This is a genomic window from Raoultella sp. (assembly GCF_039594335.1).
Classification (GTDB): Bacteria; Pseudomonadota; Gammaproteobacteria; order Enterobacterales; family Enterobacteriaceae; genus Klebsiella.
In genome coordinates, this window is the sequence record NZ_JBCNNS010000097.1 from 1 (window position 1) to 16,098 (window position 16,098).

Here is a 16,098-nt window from a genome sequence, read left to right on the forward strand (position 1 = left end):
CCCAGCGCCAGGGCGACGATCCTTTTTCTCATGCCAGCACCTTTGATAAAAATTGCTGCGTGCGCTGATGCTGCGGATGATTAAGCACCGCCTCGCTGCTGCCCTGCTCAATAATTTTCCCCTCGACTATAAACACTACCTGATCGGCCACTTCGCGGGCAAAACCAATCTCATGCGTCACCACCACCAGCGTGGTACCAGAGCGGGCCAGTTTTTTAATCACATCGAGCACTTCGCCCACCAACTCCGGGTCCAGCGCCGAGGTCGGTTCATCAAACAGCAACACTCGCGGCTTGAGGGCCAGCGCCCTGGCGATGGCAATACGCTGCTGCTGGCCGCCGGAGAGATGGCGCGACCAGGCATCGGCTTTGTGGCGCAGCCCCACCACGTCCAGCAGCGCATACGCGTTGGCGATGGCCTCTTTGCGGCTCGCCTGCCGGTGGGCAATCGGCGCTTCAATCAGGTTTTCCAGCACCGTCAGATGCGGGAACAAATTGAAGTTCTGAAAGACATAGCCCACGTTAACGCGCTGGCGCAGAATCTCTCTCTCCTTCAGCTCATAGAGCTTATCGCCCTGACGCCGATAGCCAATATAGTCGCCATCAATCTGAATAAACCCTTCATCCACCCGTTCCAGATGGTTTATCGCGCGCAGCAGGGTTGATTTTCCTGAACCTGATGGCCCGAGGATCACCGTCACCGTGCCGGGCGGAATCTCGAGAGAGACATTATCCAGCGCTTTATGACGGCCAAAATACTTGCTGACGCCGGTAATCGAGATATGGCCGTTACGAGAGTTGGGCATGAATGGCCTCCTGCGGTTTCTGCGGCTGGCGTGCGGATTCTTCTGCGCGCGCGCGACGCGGCGAGTTGACCGCCGAACGGCGTTCGCTGCGCGCCAGGGCGCGTTCCACCAGATATTGAATCAGTGACAAGACACTGGTGATCGCCAGATACCAGACGGCCCCCACCATCAACAACGGGATCACTTCCTGGGTACGGTTGTAAATCATCTGGATGGTGTAAAACAGTTCGGGCATCGCCAGCACATAAACCATCGCGGTCCCTTTGGCGAGGCTGATAATTTCATTGAAACCCGCAGGCAAAATCGTACGCAGCGCCTGAGGCAGAATAATGCGCAGCGTGCGCCGCCACGCCGGCAGCCCCAGAGCTGCGGCCGCCTCATACTGACCGTGGTCAACGCCGAGGAAGCCGCCGCGAATGATCTCCGCGGTATAGGCGCTCTGCACCAGCGTCAGCCCCACCACTGCCGTGGAAAACTGCCCCAGCACGTTGATGGTTTTATAACTGCCCCAGCTGATCCCGGTAAACGGAATACCGAGCGATAGCGTGTCGTAGAGATAGGAGAAGTTGTAGAGGATGATCAGCACCACAATCAGCGGCAGCGAGCGGAACAGCCAGATATAGCCCCAGGCAAGGCTGCTCAGCAGCCACGAAGAAGAGAGCCTCGCCAGCGCCAGCAGACCACCCAGTATCACGCTCAGTACGGTACCCAGCAGCGTCAGCAGCAGCGTTTGTCCCAGCCCTTCAAGAATGACCGGGTCAAAGAACCAGCGGGCGAAAACCGCCCACTCCCAGCGCGGGTTAAAGGCCACCGACTGCACGACGACCACCAGTACCAGCAGCGCCACCACCGCGCCGATGGCGCGCAGCGGATAGCGCGCCGGAACCACTTTAATCGTTTCCGATCTGCTCATGTTCTCTCCTCAGGCGCTGTGGCTTAAAACGCTTACCGTCAGTGCTTTGCTGAATCTCAACCGTCCGTCAAAGGGCGGCTGGCTGTACTCTTCCGGGTTGCGCGTCAGGTCAAACTGCGCGTCGTAGCCCTGGCTCAGATAGAGCCTGACCGCTTCCGGCTGGCGAAAGCCGGTCGTCAGGTAGATATGGCTGTAACCTGCCAAAACCGCCCGCCGCTCCAGTTCCTGGACCACTTTCGCCGCCAGCCCCTGCTGACGCAGGGCCGGATGGGTCCAGATGCGTTTGATTTCCGCCGTGCGGCTATCTTTCGGCTTGTAGGCGCCGGTGGCGATAATCTCGCCTTCACGTTCAAAGACGATAAACAGCCCCTGTGGCGGCAGATACCACTCGGTCAGTTCGACTTCCGCATCGCGAGAAAAATAGTCGCCATAGCGCGAAGCGTATTCGGTGAACAGGCCATGAATAATCGGCTGGAGTTCCGGCGCTTCAGGTGAGATATCGCGGAATGCTGCACTCATATGGCCTCCTGTTAATCGCCCAGTCCGGCCGGGTTAATTTCGGATTGCGGGATGCTCTCCACGCTTTCCCCCCAGCGGGTAAGCACTTTGGCATAGTCACCGTTCTGAATGGTGCCGTTTAACGCCGTCTGCACGGCTTCCACCAACCCGCTGCCTTTTTTCAACGTGACCGCAATGTGCGCCGCTTTCGGCCAGCCGCCATCCACGCTGCCCACCAGTTTGGTCTTCCCGGTCAGCGCGGCCTTCCAGGCGCCGATCACGTTCGGACCGAAGAAGGCGTCGGCACGTCCGGACTGAATGGCCAGCGTCTGGGCGGCATCATCTTTGGTGTAGACCGGCGTGAAGGGCTTCAGCCCCTTTTTCAGGTTTTCCGCATTCCACGCCAGCAGGATGGCTTCCTGGTTGGTGCCTGAGCCGACGATAATCCGCAGCCCGGCAATGTCTTCTGCCTGGTCAATTTTACTCAGCGGGCTGGTGCTCTTGACGTAGAAGCCCAGCGAGTCCTTACGATAGGTGGCAAAATCGAACTTCTCTTTGCGCTCTTTAGTGACGGTAATATTGCTGATCGCGGCATCATATTTGCCGGAAGAGACGCCCAGTGGCCAGTCCTCCCAGGAGGTCGGTACGACATTCAGCTCCAACCCCAGGCTGTCGGCGACGAGGCGGGCGATATCGACTTCGCTGCCAAGCAGGGTCTTGTTATCGTCCGAGAAGACGGTCAGCGGCGGCGAGTTCAGCGCCGCGACCGCCACGGTAAATTTTCCCGGCACCGCAAGGTGATAATTGGCCGGCAGCCGGGCGATAGCTTGCGGATTTTTTGCCGTGTGCACCGGCGTTTTATTGGCCTCCACGCTTACACCGGTACCGTTAATATTGACGTCCTGCGCCCATAATGGCGCGCTGAAACCCAGCGCAAGGGCGAGTAAAAGTGACTTTTTGTGCATAGCGAGCGTTCTCTGTTGTTATTGTTGTTGGAATTGATTCACCGGCTGTGTCAAGCCGAGGCTTTCGCGCAACGTCGTTCCCGGATACTCCCGACGGAACAGCCCGCGCGCTTGCAAAATGGGCACCACCCGATCGACAAAGCGCGGGAAGGTATCCGGCGTGCCGCCCTGAATGATGAAACCGTCGGCCCCCCGCTGTTCGAACCAGTGCTGCAAACCGTCAGCGACCTCCTGCGGCGTGCCAGCGAAAAGCGGTCGCGGACTGGTGACCTCCAGCGCGACCTGGCGCAGGGTCAGTCCGCGTTCTCGCGCGTTGCGCTTAATTTCGTCGGTAGTGCTGCGGAAGCTGTTTTTCCCCAGCTCGCCGATATCGGGGAACGGTTCATCCAGCGGGTACTGCGCAAAATCGTGGTGTTCGAAATAGCGTCCGAGATAGTTGAGGGCGTCCTCAATGGATACCAGCGCGGCGGTGGTCTGATATTGCTGTTCGACGTCGTCGGCATCGTCACCAACAATCACACTGACCCCCTGGAAGATATGTAATTGGTTATCCTGTCTACCGTAGGCTGTCAGTTGATTCTTCACATCGCGATAAAACGCCTGCGCTTCCGCCAGCGACGCCTGATGGGTAAAAATGGCATCGGCATGGCTGGCCGCCAGTTTTTTGCCGTCATCGGAAGCCCCGGCCTGAAAAATAATCGGCCGCCCCTGGGGCGTGCGGGAAATATTGAGCGGGCCGGCAACCTGGAAAAAATCACCGCGATGGTCGAGGGTGTGCAGCTTATTTTTATCGAAGAACTGCCCGGTGGCTTTATTACGGACGAAGGCATCCTCTTCCCAGGAATCCCATAATCCTTTCACCACCCGCAAATATTCATCGGCAATACGGTAACGCAGCGCGTGGTCAGGATGCTGCGCGCGCGAAAAGTTCTTTGCCGACCCTTCCAGCGGCGATGTCACTACGTTCCAGCCCGCTCGCCCCTGACTCAGATGGTCAAGGCTGGCAAACTGCCTCGCGGTGGTAAAGGGCTCGCTGTAAGAGGTGGATAAAGTACCCACCAGTCCGAGATTGCGGGTGACCGCCGCCAGCGTCGAGAGCACGGTCAGCGGTTCAAAACGGTTTAAAAAATGCGGGATAGATTTCTCATTAATATATAAACCATCGGCAACAAATAAAAAGTCCAGCTTGCCCTCTTCGGCTTTTAAGGCCGTCTGCTTAACGAACTCAAAATTAATACTGGCATCCGCCTGCGCAGCCGGATGACGCCAGGCGGACATATTTCCCGCTGCGCCGTGTAATATTGTGCCCAGACGCAATTGTCGTTTTTCAGACATAGCAACTCCCTTCCTTGTCGAAAATGAAAACAGAAGCCCGAACTCTCAGGCGTCAGATCTGGCGTAAAGCTTGCTCCGCCAGCGCCGCAAAATAGCGGGCCGCCGGGGCAATTAAGTTGTCATCCGGATTGTAGGCCGGGTGGTGAAGACCAAATTCGCTGGCGCTGCCGATGCTGACAAACGCGCCGGGAATATGCTGTAGATAGACGGCGAAATCCTCGCCACCCATATGCAGTTCCGCATGTCGGGTGCGGTAGCCGGAGTGAGCGGCAACGTCGCTGGCAAATTCCGCCCAGCGTTGATCATTGACCAACGCCGTAGGACCGGCGTACCAGAACACATCAATCTGGGCGCCAAAAGCACTGGCAAAACCGGCGGCAATGTCGCTGACTCGCGCCTTGACCCGCTGCTGCACCTCACTGCTGTGGGTACGCAAGGTCCCTTCCAGCTCCACGCTTTCCGGCAGTACGTTCCAGGTATTGCCGCCCTGGATCCGCGTCACGCTCAGCACCACCGAATCAAGGGTATTCACCTCGCGACTGGCAACGCTCTGCAGGGCAGTCACCAGTTGGCTGGCCAGCAAAATCGCATCTTTGCCTTCGTGCGGCCGGGCAGCATGCGCCCCTTTACCGGTGACCTTAAAGACGAAGCGATCGACATTGGCGTAGAACGCCCCGCCGCGGGTGGCAAACTCACCCACCGGCAGGCCGGGTTCATTATGCATGCCGAAGATCGCCGAAACGCCCTCCAGCACCCCGGCGCGAATCAGGGTTTTCGCCCCACCGAAATTCTCCTCTGCTGGCTGGAACAGAATACGTACTCTCCCCGGGAGCGTCGCTTCGCGTTCTTTGAGCAGCAGCGCCGCCCCCAGCATCACACTGGTGTGAATATCATGACCGCAGGCGTGCATCACCCCTTCGTTTTGCGAGCGATAGGGCAGACCGGTGGTCTCAGCAATCGGCAGCGCATCGATATCTGCGCGCAAGGCGATAAGCTTATCGCCGCTGCCCACTTCGACGACCAGACCGGTTTTCAGTTCATAGGGCAGCACCCGCAGGCCGCCGCTCTCGAGCCAGTCGCGAATACGCGCCGTCGTCGCCAGCTCCTGCAATGAGAGTTCCGGGTACTGATGCAGTTCGCGCCGCCAGTTAATCAGCTGTTGTTCAAAGCTCATGACAACACCTCCGCGCCATGATGGGCCTGCGCCAACAGGCGGAGTGAGTCGAGGCGCGCCTGCCCTTCGCTGACCGGGGTGTCGATGATAAATTCGTCAATATGCCAGGCAGCATGCAGGGCATCGAGCTGCGCTTTTACCTCGTCAGCGGTTCCCGCCAGCAGCGAGGCGTCGCGGCGGGCGATACGAACCGGCGCACTTCCGGCCTGGCGGGCAAAAGCGGCCGCCTGCGCTTCGCTACCCACCGTCACCCGCTGGCCGTTTTCCAGTTCGACGCCCCAGACTTCAACCTGTTTAGCCAGCTCAATTGCCGTGGCGCGCTCTTCGGCAACAATGGCCTGGATCGCGACGATGGCGTCCCGGCGACTCAGTGCGCGCCAGCGGGTTAACACCTCGCGAAGCAGTGTTTTGTCGCCGTTAAGATGGGCGGCGAAAACGAAACTCCAGTCCAGTTGCGCAGCGAGCTGAACGCTCTCCAGGCTTGCGCCGAGCAGGAATCCATCGGCGCGGCGCGGCGGGATTGGCGTGGCGCGCAGGCTCTCTTCCCCCCCGGCATCGGTGAGCGACAACCAGTTATCCAGCTGCGCGAGGCTATCGGCAAACGTGCCTTTTTCCGCCGGATGAACCCCCAGTTGCAACGCCCGTGTTGACAGCGGCAGTCCGCCCGGCGCTTTCCCGACGCCAAGATCGACGCGTCCTGGTGCTATCGAGGCCAGCAGGTTGAAGTTTTCCGCGACTTTGTACGGACTGTAGTGTTGCAGCATGACGCCGCCGGATCCGACACGAATCTGCCGGGTCTGTCCAAGGATCCAGGCGATCACCACTTCCGGAGACGGGCTGGCTAATTGATCGGTATTGTGGTGCTCGGCAATCCAGAAGCGGTGATAGCCCCAGGCTTCCGCCTGTTGCGCCAGTGTTAATGTACGCGTCAGCGCCTGGGCGGCCGTTTCTCCTGACGCCAGCGGACTTTTATCCAGAATACTGATTCGATAAGACATTTCGCAGGCTCGTATTAATTAACATGCCTGCATTATTAGAATCTGCCGCGGCCAGTGAGAAACAATTTATTTACATGTACTCTGCCGGAAAATAGATATACACACTTAATGCGGCGCCACCTGCCGCTGTAGCTGGCGGATAAAATCCTCGGTCTGCCGCGGATGACGCTGGCGTACAAAGCGAATGTGCCGGTACGCCGGGTTGGTCATATCAGACTGATAACGCTGGCGATTATTCTTCCAGGTTTTGAGGGTCCACCAGATAATGGAGTGGCGGCTGAGAAAGGCGCGACGGAAGCTTTCGCAGTTGCCGGTTCCCGGCCACAGCTCCTGACCGCGGATTGACCGGGAAATAGCCCGACAGACGGCCTGTCGCAGGGTTCGACAAAAACCATAATCCACCCACACCACCAGATCGACGTTGCGCCACTTAACCGGGCGACTGCGGTTGTAATTGCCGTCCAACACCCAGCCGGGAGCCTCGGTGGCAGCGGCCACGTCGGCGAAGAACGTCTCATCCGACCCCCCCTGCCAGTCTGCGCGCCAGTAAAGCCTGTCCATCTCAATATAGGGAACGGAGAGGATCTCTGCGAGCCTTCGCGCCAGCGTCGATTTGCCGACGCCGCTGGTACCTACTACGTTGATTTTCATCGCTATCTCTCAGCCACTGTGTCGCGGCCAATCATAGCCCGAAAAACCCGGCTAGCGCTACCGGCTGGCCCGCAGAACGCGGCTGGCAGCACAGCCTGTGGAGATTAGCCTGCCGGATACTGCTCATCGGTGACCTTTTCAAGCCAGGTCACCGCGCTGCCGTTTTCGGCTTCAGCAATCGCAATATGCACCAGAGCGGTCTCGCGGCTGGCGCCGTGCCAGTGTTTGATCCCCGGTGGAATCAGGGCGATATCGCCCTGATTCAGCGCCTGCGGCGCCTTGCCCCACTCCTGCAGCCAGCCGCGCCCTTGGGTGACGATCAGCGTTTGGCCAAGGGGGTGGGTGTGCCAGGCGGTACGCGCGCCAGGTTCAAAAGTGACCGTCGCCCCGCCCACTTTGGCCGGCTCGCTGGCCTGGAACGGCGCATCAATACGAACATCGACGGTAAACCAACTAGCCGGACCTTTTTTCGAAGACTGTGAGCCGCTATGGATAATGTTCATTTCTGTTCCTCTCAACATGACGTGTCTGTTCAAAGTAGCGCAATCTTGCGATCAGGATTAGACAGCAAAATCAGAAAACAACCAGGAGCGAAATTCATTAACCCGGAAAAGTGATGTTAAAAGAGAATGTTCACGACCTGCTGTCGTTTATGGTGGTCGCCCGCGAGCGTCGTTTTACCCGCGCCCAGCTCAGCCAGGTCTCTCCCGCGCCGCCCTCAACCCCGCGATGCGTAACCTTGAGCCCGGCTCGATGTGCTGTTGCTGACCCGTCCCCCCGTCGTCCTCTACCTACCGAGACGGGCGAAAAGCTGTCCAGCGCCGGGACCCGCATCAGAAAAAGACAGAACAGGCGTTTCACGCTCTGCGCACTACCCACTCTCTTCCGGCGGGGTACCTTAAACAGCCTGCTGCAGCGGATTGACGCCGCGGAGTGCGAGCTCGATCTGGCCGATATCCCGCAAGAGAGCGTGGAGCAAGTCGCTGGCGGAAGGGAGACTCATCCAGGTCCTCGATGCCTGGCCCCCTCCTTCCCCGGCGATCACCTCTCTTGCCCCGCATACCGCGGCCTTCCGCCTGCTGGTAGACGCCCTTCGTTGTTGAACTCATTGATATTTAAGCAAGTGCTGTTGAGAAATGTTTTACGTGCGTGACTATCTCGTTACGTGTAGGATGCTGCGCCATGCTCTGCTTATCTCCTACGTCAGAATGATGGGAAAGCCAGCATAACCTACTGCGACTCAGCGGTACGAGGAACCACTCATGGACATTGACAGGAAAATGGGTACATCAATGAATACGAAGCAAAACTCGACGGCGGAGCACCATGCCGCCAGACGTCACTGGCTCAACTCTCAGGAGTCGGGCTATCACAAAGCGATGGGCAACCGTCAGGTGCAGATGATCGCCATCGGCGGCGCCATCGGTACCGGCCTGTTCCTCGGTGCCGGCGCGCGTTTACAGATGGCTGGACCGGCGTTGGCGCTGGTTTATCTGGTCTGCGGCCTGTTCTCATTCTTTATTTTACGAGCCCTCGGCGAACTGGTTCTGCACCGTCCTTCCAGCGGCAGTTTCGTCTCCTACGCCCGCGAGTTTTTGGGTGAAAAAGCGGCCTACGTCGCCGGCTGGATGTACTTCGTCAACTGGGCGATGACCGGGATTGTCGATATCACCGCCGTGGCGCTGTATATGCACTACTGGGGCGCCTTCGGCGATGTCCCACAGTGGGTCTTTGCGCTCGGGGCACTGGCGATCGTCGGTACCATGAACATGATTGGTGTGAAGTGGTTCGCCGAAATGGAGTTCTGGTTCGCCCTGATCAAAGTACTGGCAATTGTCGCTTTCCTGGTGGTGGGGACCATTTTCCTCGGCAGCGGTAAACCGCTGGACGGCAATGCCACCGGCTTCCACCTGATTACCGATAACGGCGGCCTGTTCCCACACGGACTGATGCCTGCGCTGGTGTTGGTACAGGGGGTGGTGTTCGCCTTTGCCTCCATCGAACTGGTCGGAACCGCCGCCGGCGAGTGTAAAGAGCCGCAGACAATGGTACCGCGCGCCATCAACAGCGTGATCTGGCGTATCGGCCTGTTCTACGTAGGCTCGGTGCTGCTGCTGGTACTGCTGCTGCCGTGGAATGCCTATCAGGCCGGACAGAGCCCGTTTGTGACCTTCTTCTCAAAGCTTGGCGTGCCGTACATCGGCAGCGTGATGAATATCGTGGTGCTCACCGCCGCGCTCTCCAGCCTCAACTCTGGCCTGTACTCCACCGGGCGTATCCTGCGTTCGATGTCGATGGGCGGCTCTGCGCCGAAGTTTATGTCGAAGATGAGCCGTCATCACGTACCCTATGCCGGGATTCTGGCTACGCTGGCGGTGTATATCCTCGGGGTGTTCCTGAACTATCTGGTGCCGTCGCAGGTGTTCGAAATTGTTCTCAACGTGGCTTCACTGGGGATTATTGCCTCGTGGGGCTTTATCGTGGTGTGTCAGATGCGCCTGCGTAAAGCCATCAAGGAAGGGAAAGCGGCGGAGGTCAGCTTCAGGATGCCGGGTGCGCCATTCACCTCCTGGCTAACCCTGTTGTTCCTGCTCAGCGTGCTGGTATTGATGGCCTTCGATTATCCGAACGGTACCTATACCATCGGCTCCATTCCGCTGATTGCGGTGCTGCTGGTGGCCGGTTGGTTTGGCGTGCGTAAGCGCGTTCAGGCTATTCATAGTACGGCGCCGCGCGCACCGTCAGCGCAAAAATAATGCGAGCGCGGTTTGTCCGTCACCGGGCAAACCGCCACTTTCTGCTTAATTATCTTCCACCAGTTGCGACACATCGCTGCTGTTAATCTGGCGGTGGTTGCCAGATTCATCCACATAACTGGTCATACCGGTGTCTTTATCCAGACGCGGCTTACCCTGAGTCACAATGGTCTGTCCGCTTTTCGTCGTCATCACATAGTTTGAAGTACAGCCCGCAAGCAGTGCCAGCATCGCGCCAGCGCACAGAGCCATAAATGGCTTATTCATACATCCTCCAGAATGATTAATGCCGCCAGACAGCAGGCGGCAAGACGATAATGTTAAAACCATAACCGCTATAGGGCCAATAAGTGTTTGTAACAGAGGGTGATTCCGGCGGGCGGGAGGGGTTTCCCCCTCCTCAATCATGGCTTACAACGCAATGCGGATAACGTCATCCGGCTGGGTCGCTTCTTTCTGCCGGGTTGATTCCTGCTTCACGCTGACGTACAGCGTTTTACCATCGGCAGAGAGCACCAGGCTGTTGGGGTGGGTTGGCGTTTTGAAGGTGTTGACCACTTTGTAGGTTTTACCATCAATCACGCTGACTTCCCCGGCTTTACGATGTGTCACATAGGCTTCATTGCGCGTCGGGTTGAACAGCACAGCCAGGGACTCCGGCGCAGCGATTTTCTGCAGCACTTTCCCGTCACGGAGGTCAACGACCAGCACTTCCGGCTGTTTGCTATCGGTGATGAAGGCGCGGTGACCGGCAGTGTCCAGGCTCAGGTTCAAATAGAAGTGCTCTTTGCCGTCATCCTGCAGTTTCTTGCGGCTAATAATTTTGTTGCTCTCGCTGTCGATGGTCAGCAGCTCACCATCGGCGTTGGTGGTGTAAATACGCTTCGCGTCAGCATCCACCGCCAGCCCGGTCGCCATTGCGCCGGTATTGGTGATGGTGTCTTTCAGCGTCAGCTTTTCACCATCCACCACCCAGATCACGCTCTCTTTGCCCAGGCCGGTGATGTAGACCGTATTGGTTTTTTCATTAACGGCCAGCTCACGCGGTGCCAGCGGGCGCACAGTTTCGCTGCGTTGACGCTCGTCGAGCACCAGACGCCCTTTCACCGCGCCGGTTTTGGCATCAATGGCGGTGACGGTGCTGTCAGTGGTGTTACCAAACCACAGCGTTTGCGTCGCGTTATTGATCGTCGCGCCGAACGGTTTCAGATCGTTATGAATAATCTGCGTCACCTCCAGCGTGGTCGGGTCAAGGCGATAAACAATCCCGCCCTTATCCAGTGAACGGCTTTGAGAAGTAGCGACCCACAGTGCATTTTCCTGCTGGCTGTAAGCCATTTCGTATGCGCCCTTACCGACCGCCTTGCGCAACATTTCTTCTGCCGCGTGAGCGCTGAAGCTCCCCGCCAGCAGTAAAGAGGTTAATAACAGTGAACGGCGCAGACGCGGCGCGGACAGATGACGTAATGACATGACGACTCCCTTGAATAAAACATCTATGTGCCTGCTCGACATTGCTTCCTTGACGCAAAGTCCTGGCTTTGCGTTCTTTTTCAAATGCGAATAGTAATCATTATTTTTCCTGAAGTGGAGCGTTATTTATGAAAACCGACGGCGAAAATAACCATTCGGTGCCATTATTTAACAAAAATAACGTTAATAATTTTCAAAAAATTACAAAAGGGTTAACATGAGAACATATGTTCCGTTTGGTTCGTTTTACGAGTAGCTCTATGAAAATCCATTCCGTGCGCACGGCTGCGCTACCTGCCCTCCTCTTTCCACTGATCGCGGTGGCTCAGACCAGCACCACCGATGAACAAACTATGGTTGTGACCGCCGCCCCGACCGCGGTCTCCGAACTCGATACCCCCGCCGCGGTCAGCGTCGTTAACGGGGATGAGATGCGTCAGGCGGCGCCGCGCGTGAATCTCTCTGAATCACTGGGCGCCGTTCCGGGGCTGCAGGTTCAGAACCGACAGAACTACGCCCAGGATCAGCAGCTATCGATTCGCGGCTTTGGTGCCCGTTCCACCTACGGCGTGCGCGGGCTGCGCATTTACGTTGACGGCATTCCGGCCACCATGCCCGATGGCCAGGGACAAACCTCAAATATTGATATCGGCAGCGTCGAGAGCCTTGATGTCCTGCGCGGACCGTTTTCTGCGCTGTACGGCAACTCTTCGGGGGGGGTGATCAATGTGACGACCCAAACCGGCAGCCAGCCGCCCACCCTCGAAGCCAGCAGCTATTACGGCAGCTTCGGCACCTGGCACTATGGTATGAAAGCGACCGGTGCCGTCGGCGACGGAACCCACGCCGGAGACGTCGATTACACCGTATCGACCAACCGCTTTACCACCCACGGCTACCGCGATCACAGCGGCGCTCGCAAAAACCTGGCCAACGCCAAACTGGGCGTGCGCATTAATGACGTCAGTAAGCTGACCCTGCTGTTCAACAGCGTGGATATCAAAGCCAATGACGCTGGTGGCCTAAGTTACGATGAATGGCAGAACAACCCGCGCCAGTCGCCCCGCGGCGATCAGTACAATACCCGCAAGTCAACGAAGCAGACCCAAGCGGGATTGCGCTACGAGCGTCAGCTCAGCGAGCAGGATGATCTGAGCGTGATGATGTACGCCGGCGAGCGTGAAACCACGCAATATCAGTCAATCCCGCGCGCGCCGCAGCTGAATCCAGGCCATGCGGGCGGTGTTATCGACCTGACACGTCATTATCAGGGGGTTGATACCCGCTGGACCCACCGTGGCGAGCTGCTGGTGCCGGTCACCTTCACCACCGGTCTCGACTATGAAAATATGAGCGAGCGGCGCAAAGGGTTTGAAAACTTCGTGATGGTCAACAGCGCGCCGCAGTACGGCGAAGAGGGGAACCTGCGGCGTAATGAACGTAATCTGATGTGGAACATCGACCCGTATCTGCAGACCCAGTGGCAGCTGACGGACAAACTCTCCCTTGATGCCGGCGTGCGCTACAGCTCGGTGTGGTTCGACTCCAACGATTATTACGTGACTCCGCGTAACGGCGATGACAGCGGCGACGCCAGCTACCACAAATGGCTGCCAGCCGGTTCATTAAAATATGCGGTCACCGAGGCGTGGAACATCTATCTCTCCGCTGGTCGCGGCTTTGAGACGCCCACCATTAACGAGCTCTCCTACCGTTCCGGTAACCAAAGCGGCCTCAATTTCGGCCTGCAGCCTTCGACCAATGATACGGTCGAGATTGGCAGTAAGACGCGGGTCGGCAATGGCCTGTTTACTGCCGCGATATTCCAGACTAATACCGATAACGAGATTGTGGTGGATGCCAGCAGCGGCGGCCGTACCAGCTACAAAAACGCCGGGAAAACGCGTCGTCAGGGCATGGAACTGGGGCTGGATCAGCAGTTCGGCGAAAGCTGGCGACTGAAAGCTGCATGGACCTGGCTTGATGCGACCTACCGGACCAACGTCTGCGATGACGCCAGCTGCAACGGCAACCGTATTCCGGGTATCGCGCGCAATATGGGATACGCCTCGTTCGGCTATCAGCCGGATCGCGGTTGGTACGCCGGCAGCGATATTCGCTATATGAGCGATATCATGGCTAACGACGAGAACACCGCCAAAGCCCCGTCCTGGACGGTGGTCGGTCTCACCACCGGTTATAAGTGGAGCTATGGCAAGATGGACATGGATCTGTTTGGCCGCGTCGATAACCTCTTCGATCGCAGCTACGTCGGCTCGGTGATTGTCAATGAGTCCAACGGTCGTTACTACGAACCCGCGCCGGGACGTAACTATGGCGTCGGCCTGAACGTCGCCTGGCGTTTTGAATAACCCTCTGTGTAACCCCTCTCCCCGGTAAGCGCAGCGCCATCGGGGGGAGGATTCCATGTCACTCGTGAGGTTCCCGTGTCACTTGGTCAGTTTCCCGTGTTGCGGTGTAAACCCCTTACCCGGGCTACGGTGTTACACCGGCTGTAGCCCCGGTAAGCGCAGCGCCACCGGGGAGCGGTTCTCTTGTCACTGGCGAGGTTCCCGGGCGTCTTATTGCCACTTACTTCACGCTTTGTTTTATCCTTTCTCGTCTGTTGTGCCCTCGAGCGTTACCCTTGTCACAAATAACGCCCAACAAGGAGCTGCTATGGCACTGCCGATCATTCTCGATTGCGATCCCGGTCATGATGACGCCATCGCGATGGTTCTCGCCCTCGCCTCACCCGAACTTGACGTCAAGGCGATCACCGCCTCCGCTGGCAACCAGACGCCGGACAAAACCCTGCGCAACGTGCTGCGCATGCTGACGCTGCTGGGAAGGCAAGACATTCCTGTCGCCGGCGGCGCGCGTAAGCCGCTAATGCGGGAGCTGATCATCGCTGACAACGTTCACGGCGAAAGCGGGCTCGACGGCCCGGCGCTGCCGGAACCAGATTTTACGCCGCAGGCCTGCACCGCCGTCGAGCTGATGGCCAAAACGCTACGCGAAAGCCCGCAACCGGTGACGATTGTCGCCACCGGCCCGCAAACCAACGTCGCCCTGCTGCTCAACAGCCACCCGGAACTGCATGACAAGATCGCCCGCATTGTCCTGATGGGCGGCGCGATGGTGTTGGGCAACTGGCAGCCCGCCGCCGAGTTTAATCTCTACGTCGACCCGGAAGCGGCGGAGATCGTCTTCCAGTCGGGTATTCCGGTGGTGATGGCCGGGCTGGACGTCACGCATCGGGCGCAGATTCATGGCCTGGATATCGAACGTTTCCGCCAGGTGGGCAACCCGGTGGCGACCATTGTTGCCGAGCTGCTCGACTTCTTTATGGAGTATCACAAGGATGCCAAATGGGGTTTCACCGGTGCTCCGCTGCACGATCCCTGCACCATCGCCTGGCTGCTGAAGCCGGAGTTGTTTACCAGCGTTGAGCGCTGGGTGGGCGTGGAAACTCAGGGGAAATACACCCAGGGGATGACGGTGGTTGATTATTACTTCCTCACCGGCAAGCAGCCGAATACCACGGTGTTGCTGGATATCGACCGGGAGCGGTTTGTGGACCTGTTAGTCGATCGGCTGGCGTTTTATGGCTGAATAAGGATTCTGAGAGACGTTAAAGGCTGCGATACTGCCTTCTGGATAAAGACGAGCGTCGGCAGTTTGCAGAGTATCAGGCGATGAGTTTGTCAGACGCAGGCCCTGTCCGCTCGTTCGTCAATAAACCTGCCTTTGGTCTGTCCGGGTTGGATCGATCAGAGGCAGGCAGCTTCGTTAATTTCAGTATCGTGACCGACAAACAGCGTTTACCTTGGAAAGGTATTTAAGGAAAACCCGGATGGAGCGCGCCATTTCTGGTGCTTTGCCGATCCTCGCCCCGGCGCTCTGCCGCCGGGGCATAAGACCTATTCGTCGGGTGAAACCCGGACCACCACTTTGCCGAAGTTTTCGCCCTTCAGCAGACCAATCAGCGCATTGGGCGCACGCTCCAGGCCATCGACAAGCTGCTCACGGTATTTGATTTTGCCTTCCTGTACCCAGCGCCCCATCTCCTCCTGGAACTCGGCAATACGATGCCCGTAGTCCTGGCCGATGATAAAACCCTGCATCCGGATACGTTTTTTCAGCAGTGTCGCCATCAATAGCGGCAGACGATCCGGGCCTTCCGGCAGTCCGGTTGCATTATACCCACTGACCAGACCGCACAGCGGGACCCGCGCCGAAGTATTGAGCAACGGCAGCACGGCATCAAACACCTTGCCGCCGACGTTTTCGTAATAGATATCAATACCCTGCGGACAGGCCTCGGCCAGCTGGCTGGCAAAGTCCCCGGCGTGATGATCGAGGCAGATATCAAACCCAAGGGTGTCGACCGCATAACGGCTCTTCTCGCTGCCCCCGGCAATCCCCACCGTGCGACAACCTTTTAGTTTGGCGATTTGTCCAACCGTACCGCCAACCGGCCCGGTAGCCGCGGCCACTACCAGCGTTTCCCCCGCCTTCGGCTGACCG

At 58.0% G+C, this 16,098-nt stretch carries 13 protein-coding genes and 2 pseudogenes; 4 read left to right on the top strand and 11 right to left on the bottom strand.

Annotated features, from left to right (window positions below; genetic code table 11):
• Nucleotides 1-28 precede the first annotated feature (28 nt).
• The 8 genes and pseudogenes from ACZAHD_RS16230 to ACZAHD_RS16265 form a co-directional block, all read right to left on the bottom strand.
• Nucleotides 29-805 (bottom strand): amino acid ABC transporter ATP-binding protein, encoded by a 777-nt coding sequence (locus ACZAHD_RS16230; protein ID WP_462457688.1) that lies wholly within the window; start codon nt 803-805, stop codon nt 29-31.
• A complete protein-coding gene (locus ACZAHD_RS16235; RefSeq protein ID WP_462457689.1) occupies nt 789-1,718 on the bottom strand; it encodes an amino acid ABC transporter permease in 930 nt (309 codons plus the stop codon). The genes ACZAHD_RS16230 and ACZAHD_RS16235 overlap by 17 nt, the downstream gene beginning before the upstream one ends.
• A gap of 9 nt (nt 1,719-1,727) precedes the next feature.
• Nucleotides 1,728-2,237: a GNAT family N-acetyltransferase gene (locus tag ACZAHD_RS16240; protein ID WP_462457690.1), complete on the bottom strand. Its 510-nt coding sequence runs from the start codon at nt 2,235-2,237 to the stop codon at nt 1,728-1,730.
• A gap of 11 nt (nt 2,238-2,248) precedes the next feature.
• Nucleotides 2,249-4,516 (bottom strand): annotated as a pseudogene (locus tag ACZAHD_RS16245) (NtaA/DmoA family FMN-dependent monooxygenase).
• A 52-nt stretch (nt 4,517-4,568) separates the two neighbouring features.
• A complete protein-coding gene (locus tag ACZAHD_RS16250) occupies nt 4,569-5,690 on the bottom strand; it encodes a M20 peptidase aminoacylase family protein (RefSeq protein ID WP_462457691.1) in 1,122 nt (373 codons plus the stop codon).
• Nucleotides 5,687-6,688 (bottom strand): MsnO8 family LLM class oxidoreductase, encoded by a 1,002-nt coding sequence (locus ACZAHD_RS16255; protein WP_462457692.1) that lies wholly within the window; start codon nt 6,686-6,688, stop codon nt 5,687-5,689. The genes ACZAHD_RS16250 and ACZAHD_RS16255 overlap by 4 nt, the downstream gene beginning before the upstream one ends.
• 105 nt (nt 6,689-6,793) lie before the next feature.
• The gene (locus ACZAHD_RS16260; RefSeq protein ID WP_462457693.1) at nt 6,794-7,339 is read right to left on the bottom strand and encodes a P-loop NTPase family protein; all 546 of its coding nucleotides are present in this window, start codon (nt 7,337-7,339) and stop codon (nt 6,794-6,796) included.
• A gap of 104 nt (nt 7,340-7,443) precedes the next feature.
• Complete coding sequence (locus tag ACZAHD_RS16265; RefSeq protein ID WP_462457694.1) at nt 7,444-7,842, bottom strand: (R)-mandelonitrile lyase; 399 nt, start codon at nt 7,840-7,842, stop codon at nt 7,444-7,446.
• Nucleotides 7,843-7,955: 113 nt separating this feature from the next.
• Here ACZAHD_RS16265 and ACZAHD_RS16270 point away from each other — a divergent pair.
• Nucleotides 7,956-8,242, top strand: a pseudogene (locus tag ACZAHD_RS16270) (LysR family transcriptional regulator); the annotation flags it as partial.
• Nucleotides 8,243-8,631: 389 nt separating this feature from the next.
• The gene (gene ansP / locus ACZAHD_RS16275; protein ID WP_462457695.1) at nt 8,632-10,095 is read left to right on the top strand and encodes an L-asparagine permease; all 1,464 of its coding nucleotides are present in this window, start codon (nt 8,632-8,634) and stop codon (nt 10,093-10,095) included.
• Nucleotides 10,096-10,140: 45 nt separating this feature from the next.
• On the opposite strand, the gene ACZAHD_RS16280 is transcribed toward ansP, so the two are convergent.
• Both ACZAHD_RS16280 and yncE read right to left on the bottom strand, forming a co-directional pair.
• The gene (locus ACZAHD_RS16280) at nt 10,141-10,362 is read right to left on the bottom strand and encodes a YgdI/YgdR family lipoprotein (protein ID WP_462457696.1); all 222 of its coding nucleotides are present in this window, start codon (nt 10,360-10,362) and stop codon (nt 10,141-10,143) included.
• Nucleotides 10,363-10,506: 144 nt separating this feature from the next.
• Complete coding sequence (gene yncE / locus ACZAHD_RS16285; protein ID WP_462457697.1) at nt 10,507-11,568, bottom strand: 7-bladed beta-propeller protein YncE; 1,062 nt, start codon at nt 11,566-11,568, stop codon at nt 10,507-10,509.
• A gap of 260 nt (nt 11,569-11,828) precedes the next feature.
• Between yncE and pqqU the strand changes: the two genes are divergently transcribed.
• Together pqqU and rihA are read left to right on the top strand one after the other, a co-directional pair.
• A complete protein-coding gene (pqqU, locus tag ACZAHD_RS16290) occupies nt 11,829-13,940 on the top strand; it encodes a TonB-dependent receptor PqqU (protein ID WP_462457698.1) in 2,112 nt (703 codons plus the stop codon).
• A 307-nt stretch (nt 13,941-14,247) separates the two neighbouring features.
• Complete coding sequence (gene rihA, locus ACZAHD_RS16295; RefSeq protein ID WP_462457699.1) at nt 14,248-15,183, top strand: pyrimidine-specific ribonucleoside hydrolase RihA; 936 nt, start codon at nt 14,248-14,250, stop codon at nt 15,181-15,183.
• A 308-nt stretch (nt 15,184-15,491) separates the two neighbouring features.
• Here rihA and ACZAHD_RS16300 read toward each other — a convergent pair.
• On the bottom strand, nt 15,492-16,098 hold a 607-nt coding region (locus ACZAHD_RS16300), incomplete at its 5' end, for a zinc-binding dehydrogenase (RefSeq protein ID WP_462457700.1).

Coding starts and splice junctions, on each gene's coding strand:
- ACZAHD_RS16230 (WP_462457688.1), bottom strand. CDS start 805: ATGCCCAACTCTCGTAACGGCCATATCTCGATTACCGGCGTCAGCAAG.
- ACZAHD_RS16235 (WP_462457689.1), bottom strand. CDS start 1,718: ATGAGCAGATCGGAAACGATTAAAGTGGTTCCGGCGCGCTATCCGCTG.
- ACZAHD_RS16240 (WP_462457690.1), bottom strand. CDS start 2,237: ATGAGTGCAGCATTCCGCGATATCTCACCTGAAGCGCCGGAACTCCAG.
- ACZAHD_RS16250 (WP_462457691.1), bottom strand. CDS start 5,690: ATGAGCTTTGAACAACAGCTGATTAACTGGCGGCGCGAACTGCATCAG.
- ACZAHD_RS16255 (WP_462457692.1), bottom strand. CDS start 6,688: ATGTCTTATCGAATCAGTATTCTGGATAAAAGTCCGCTGGCGTCAGGA.
- ACZAHD_RS16260 (WP_462457693.1), bottom strand. CDS start 7,339: ATGAAAATCAACGTAGTAGGTACCAGCGGCGTCGGCAAATCGACGCTG.
- ACZAHD_RS16265 (WP_462457694.1), bottom strand. CDS start 7,842: ATGAACATTATCCATAGCGGCTCACAGTCTTCGAAAAAAGGTCCGGCT.
- ansP (WP_462457695.1), top strand. CDS start 8,632: ATGAATACGAAGCAAAACTCGACGGCGGAGCACCATGCCGCCAGACGT.
- ACZAHD_RS16280 (WP_462457696.1), bottom strand. CDS start 10,362: ATGAATAAGCCATTTATGGCTCTGTGCGCTGGCGCGATGCTGGCACTG.
- yncE (WP_462457697.1), bottom strand. CDS start 11,568: ATGTCATTACGTCATCTGTCCGCGCCGCGTCTGCGCCGTTCACTGTTA.
- pqqU (WP_462457698.1), top strand. CDS start 11,829: ATGAAAATCCATTCCGTGCGCACGGCTGCGCTACCTGCCCTCCTCTTT.
- rihA (WP_462457699.1), top strand. CDS start 14,248: ATGGCACTGCCGATCATTCTCGATTGCGATCCCGGTCATGATGACGCC.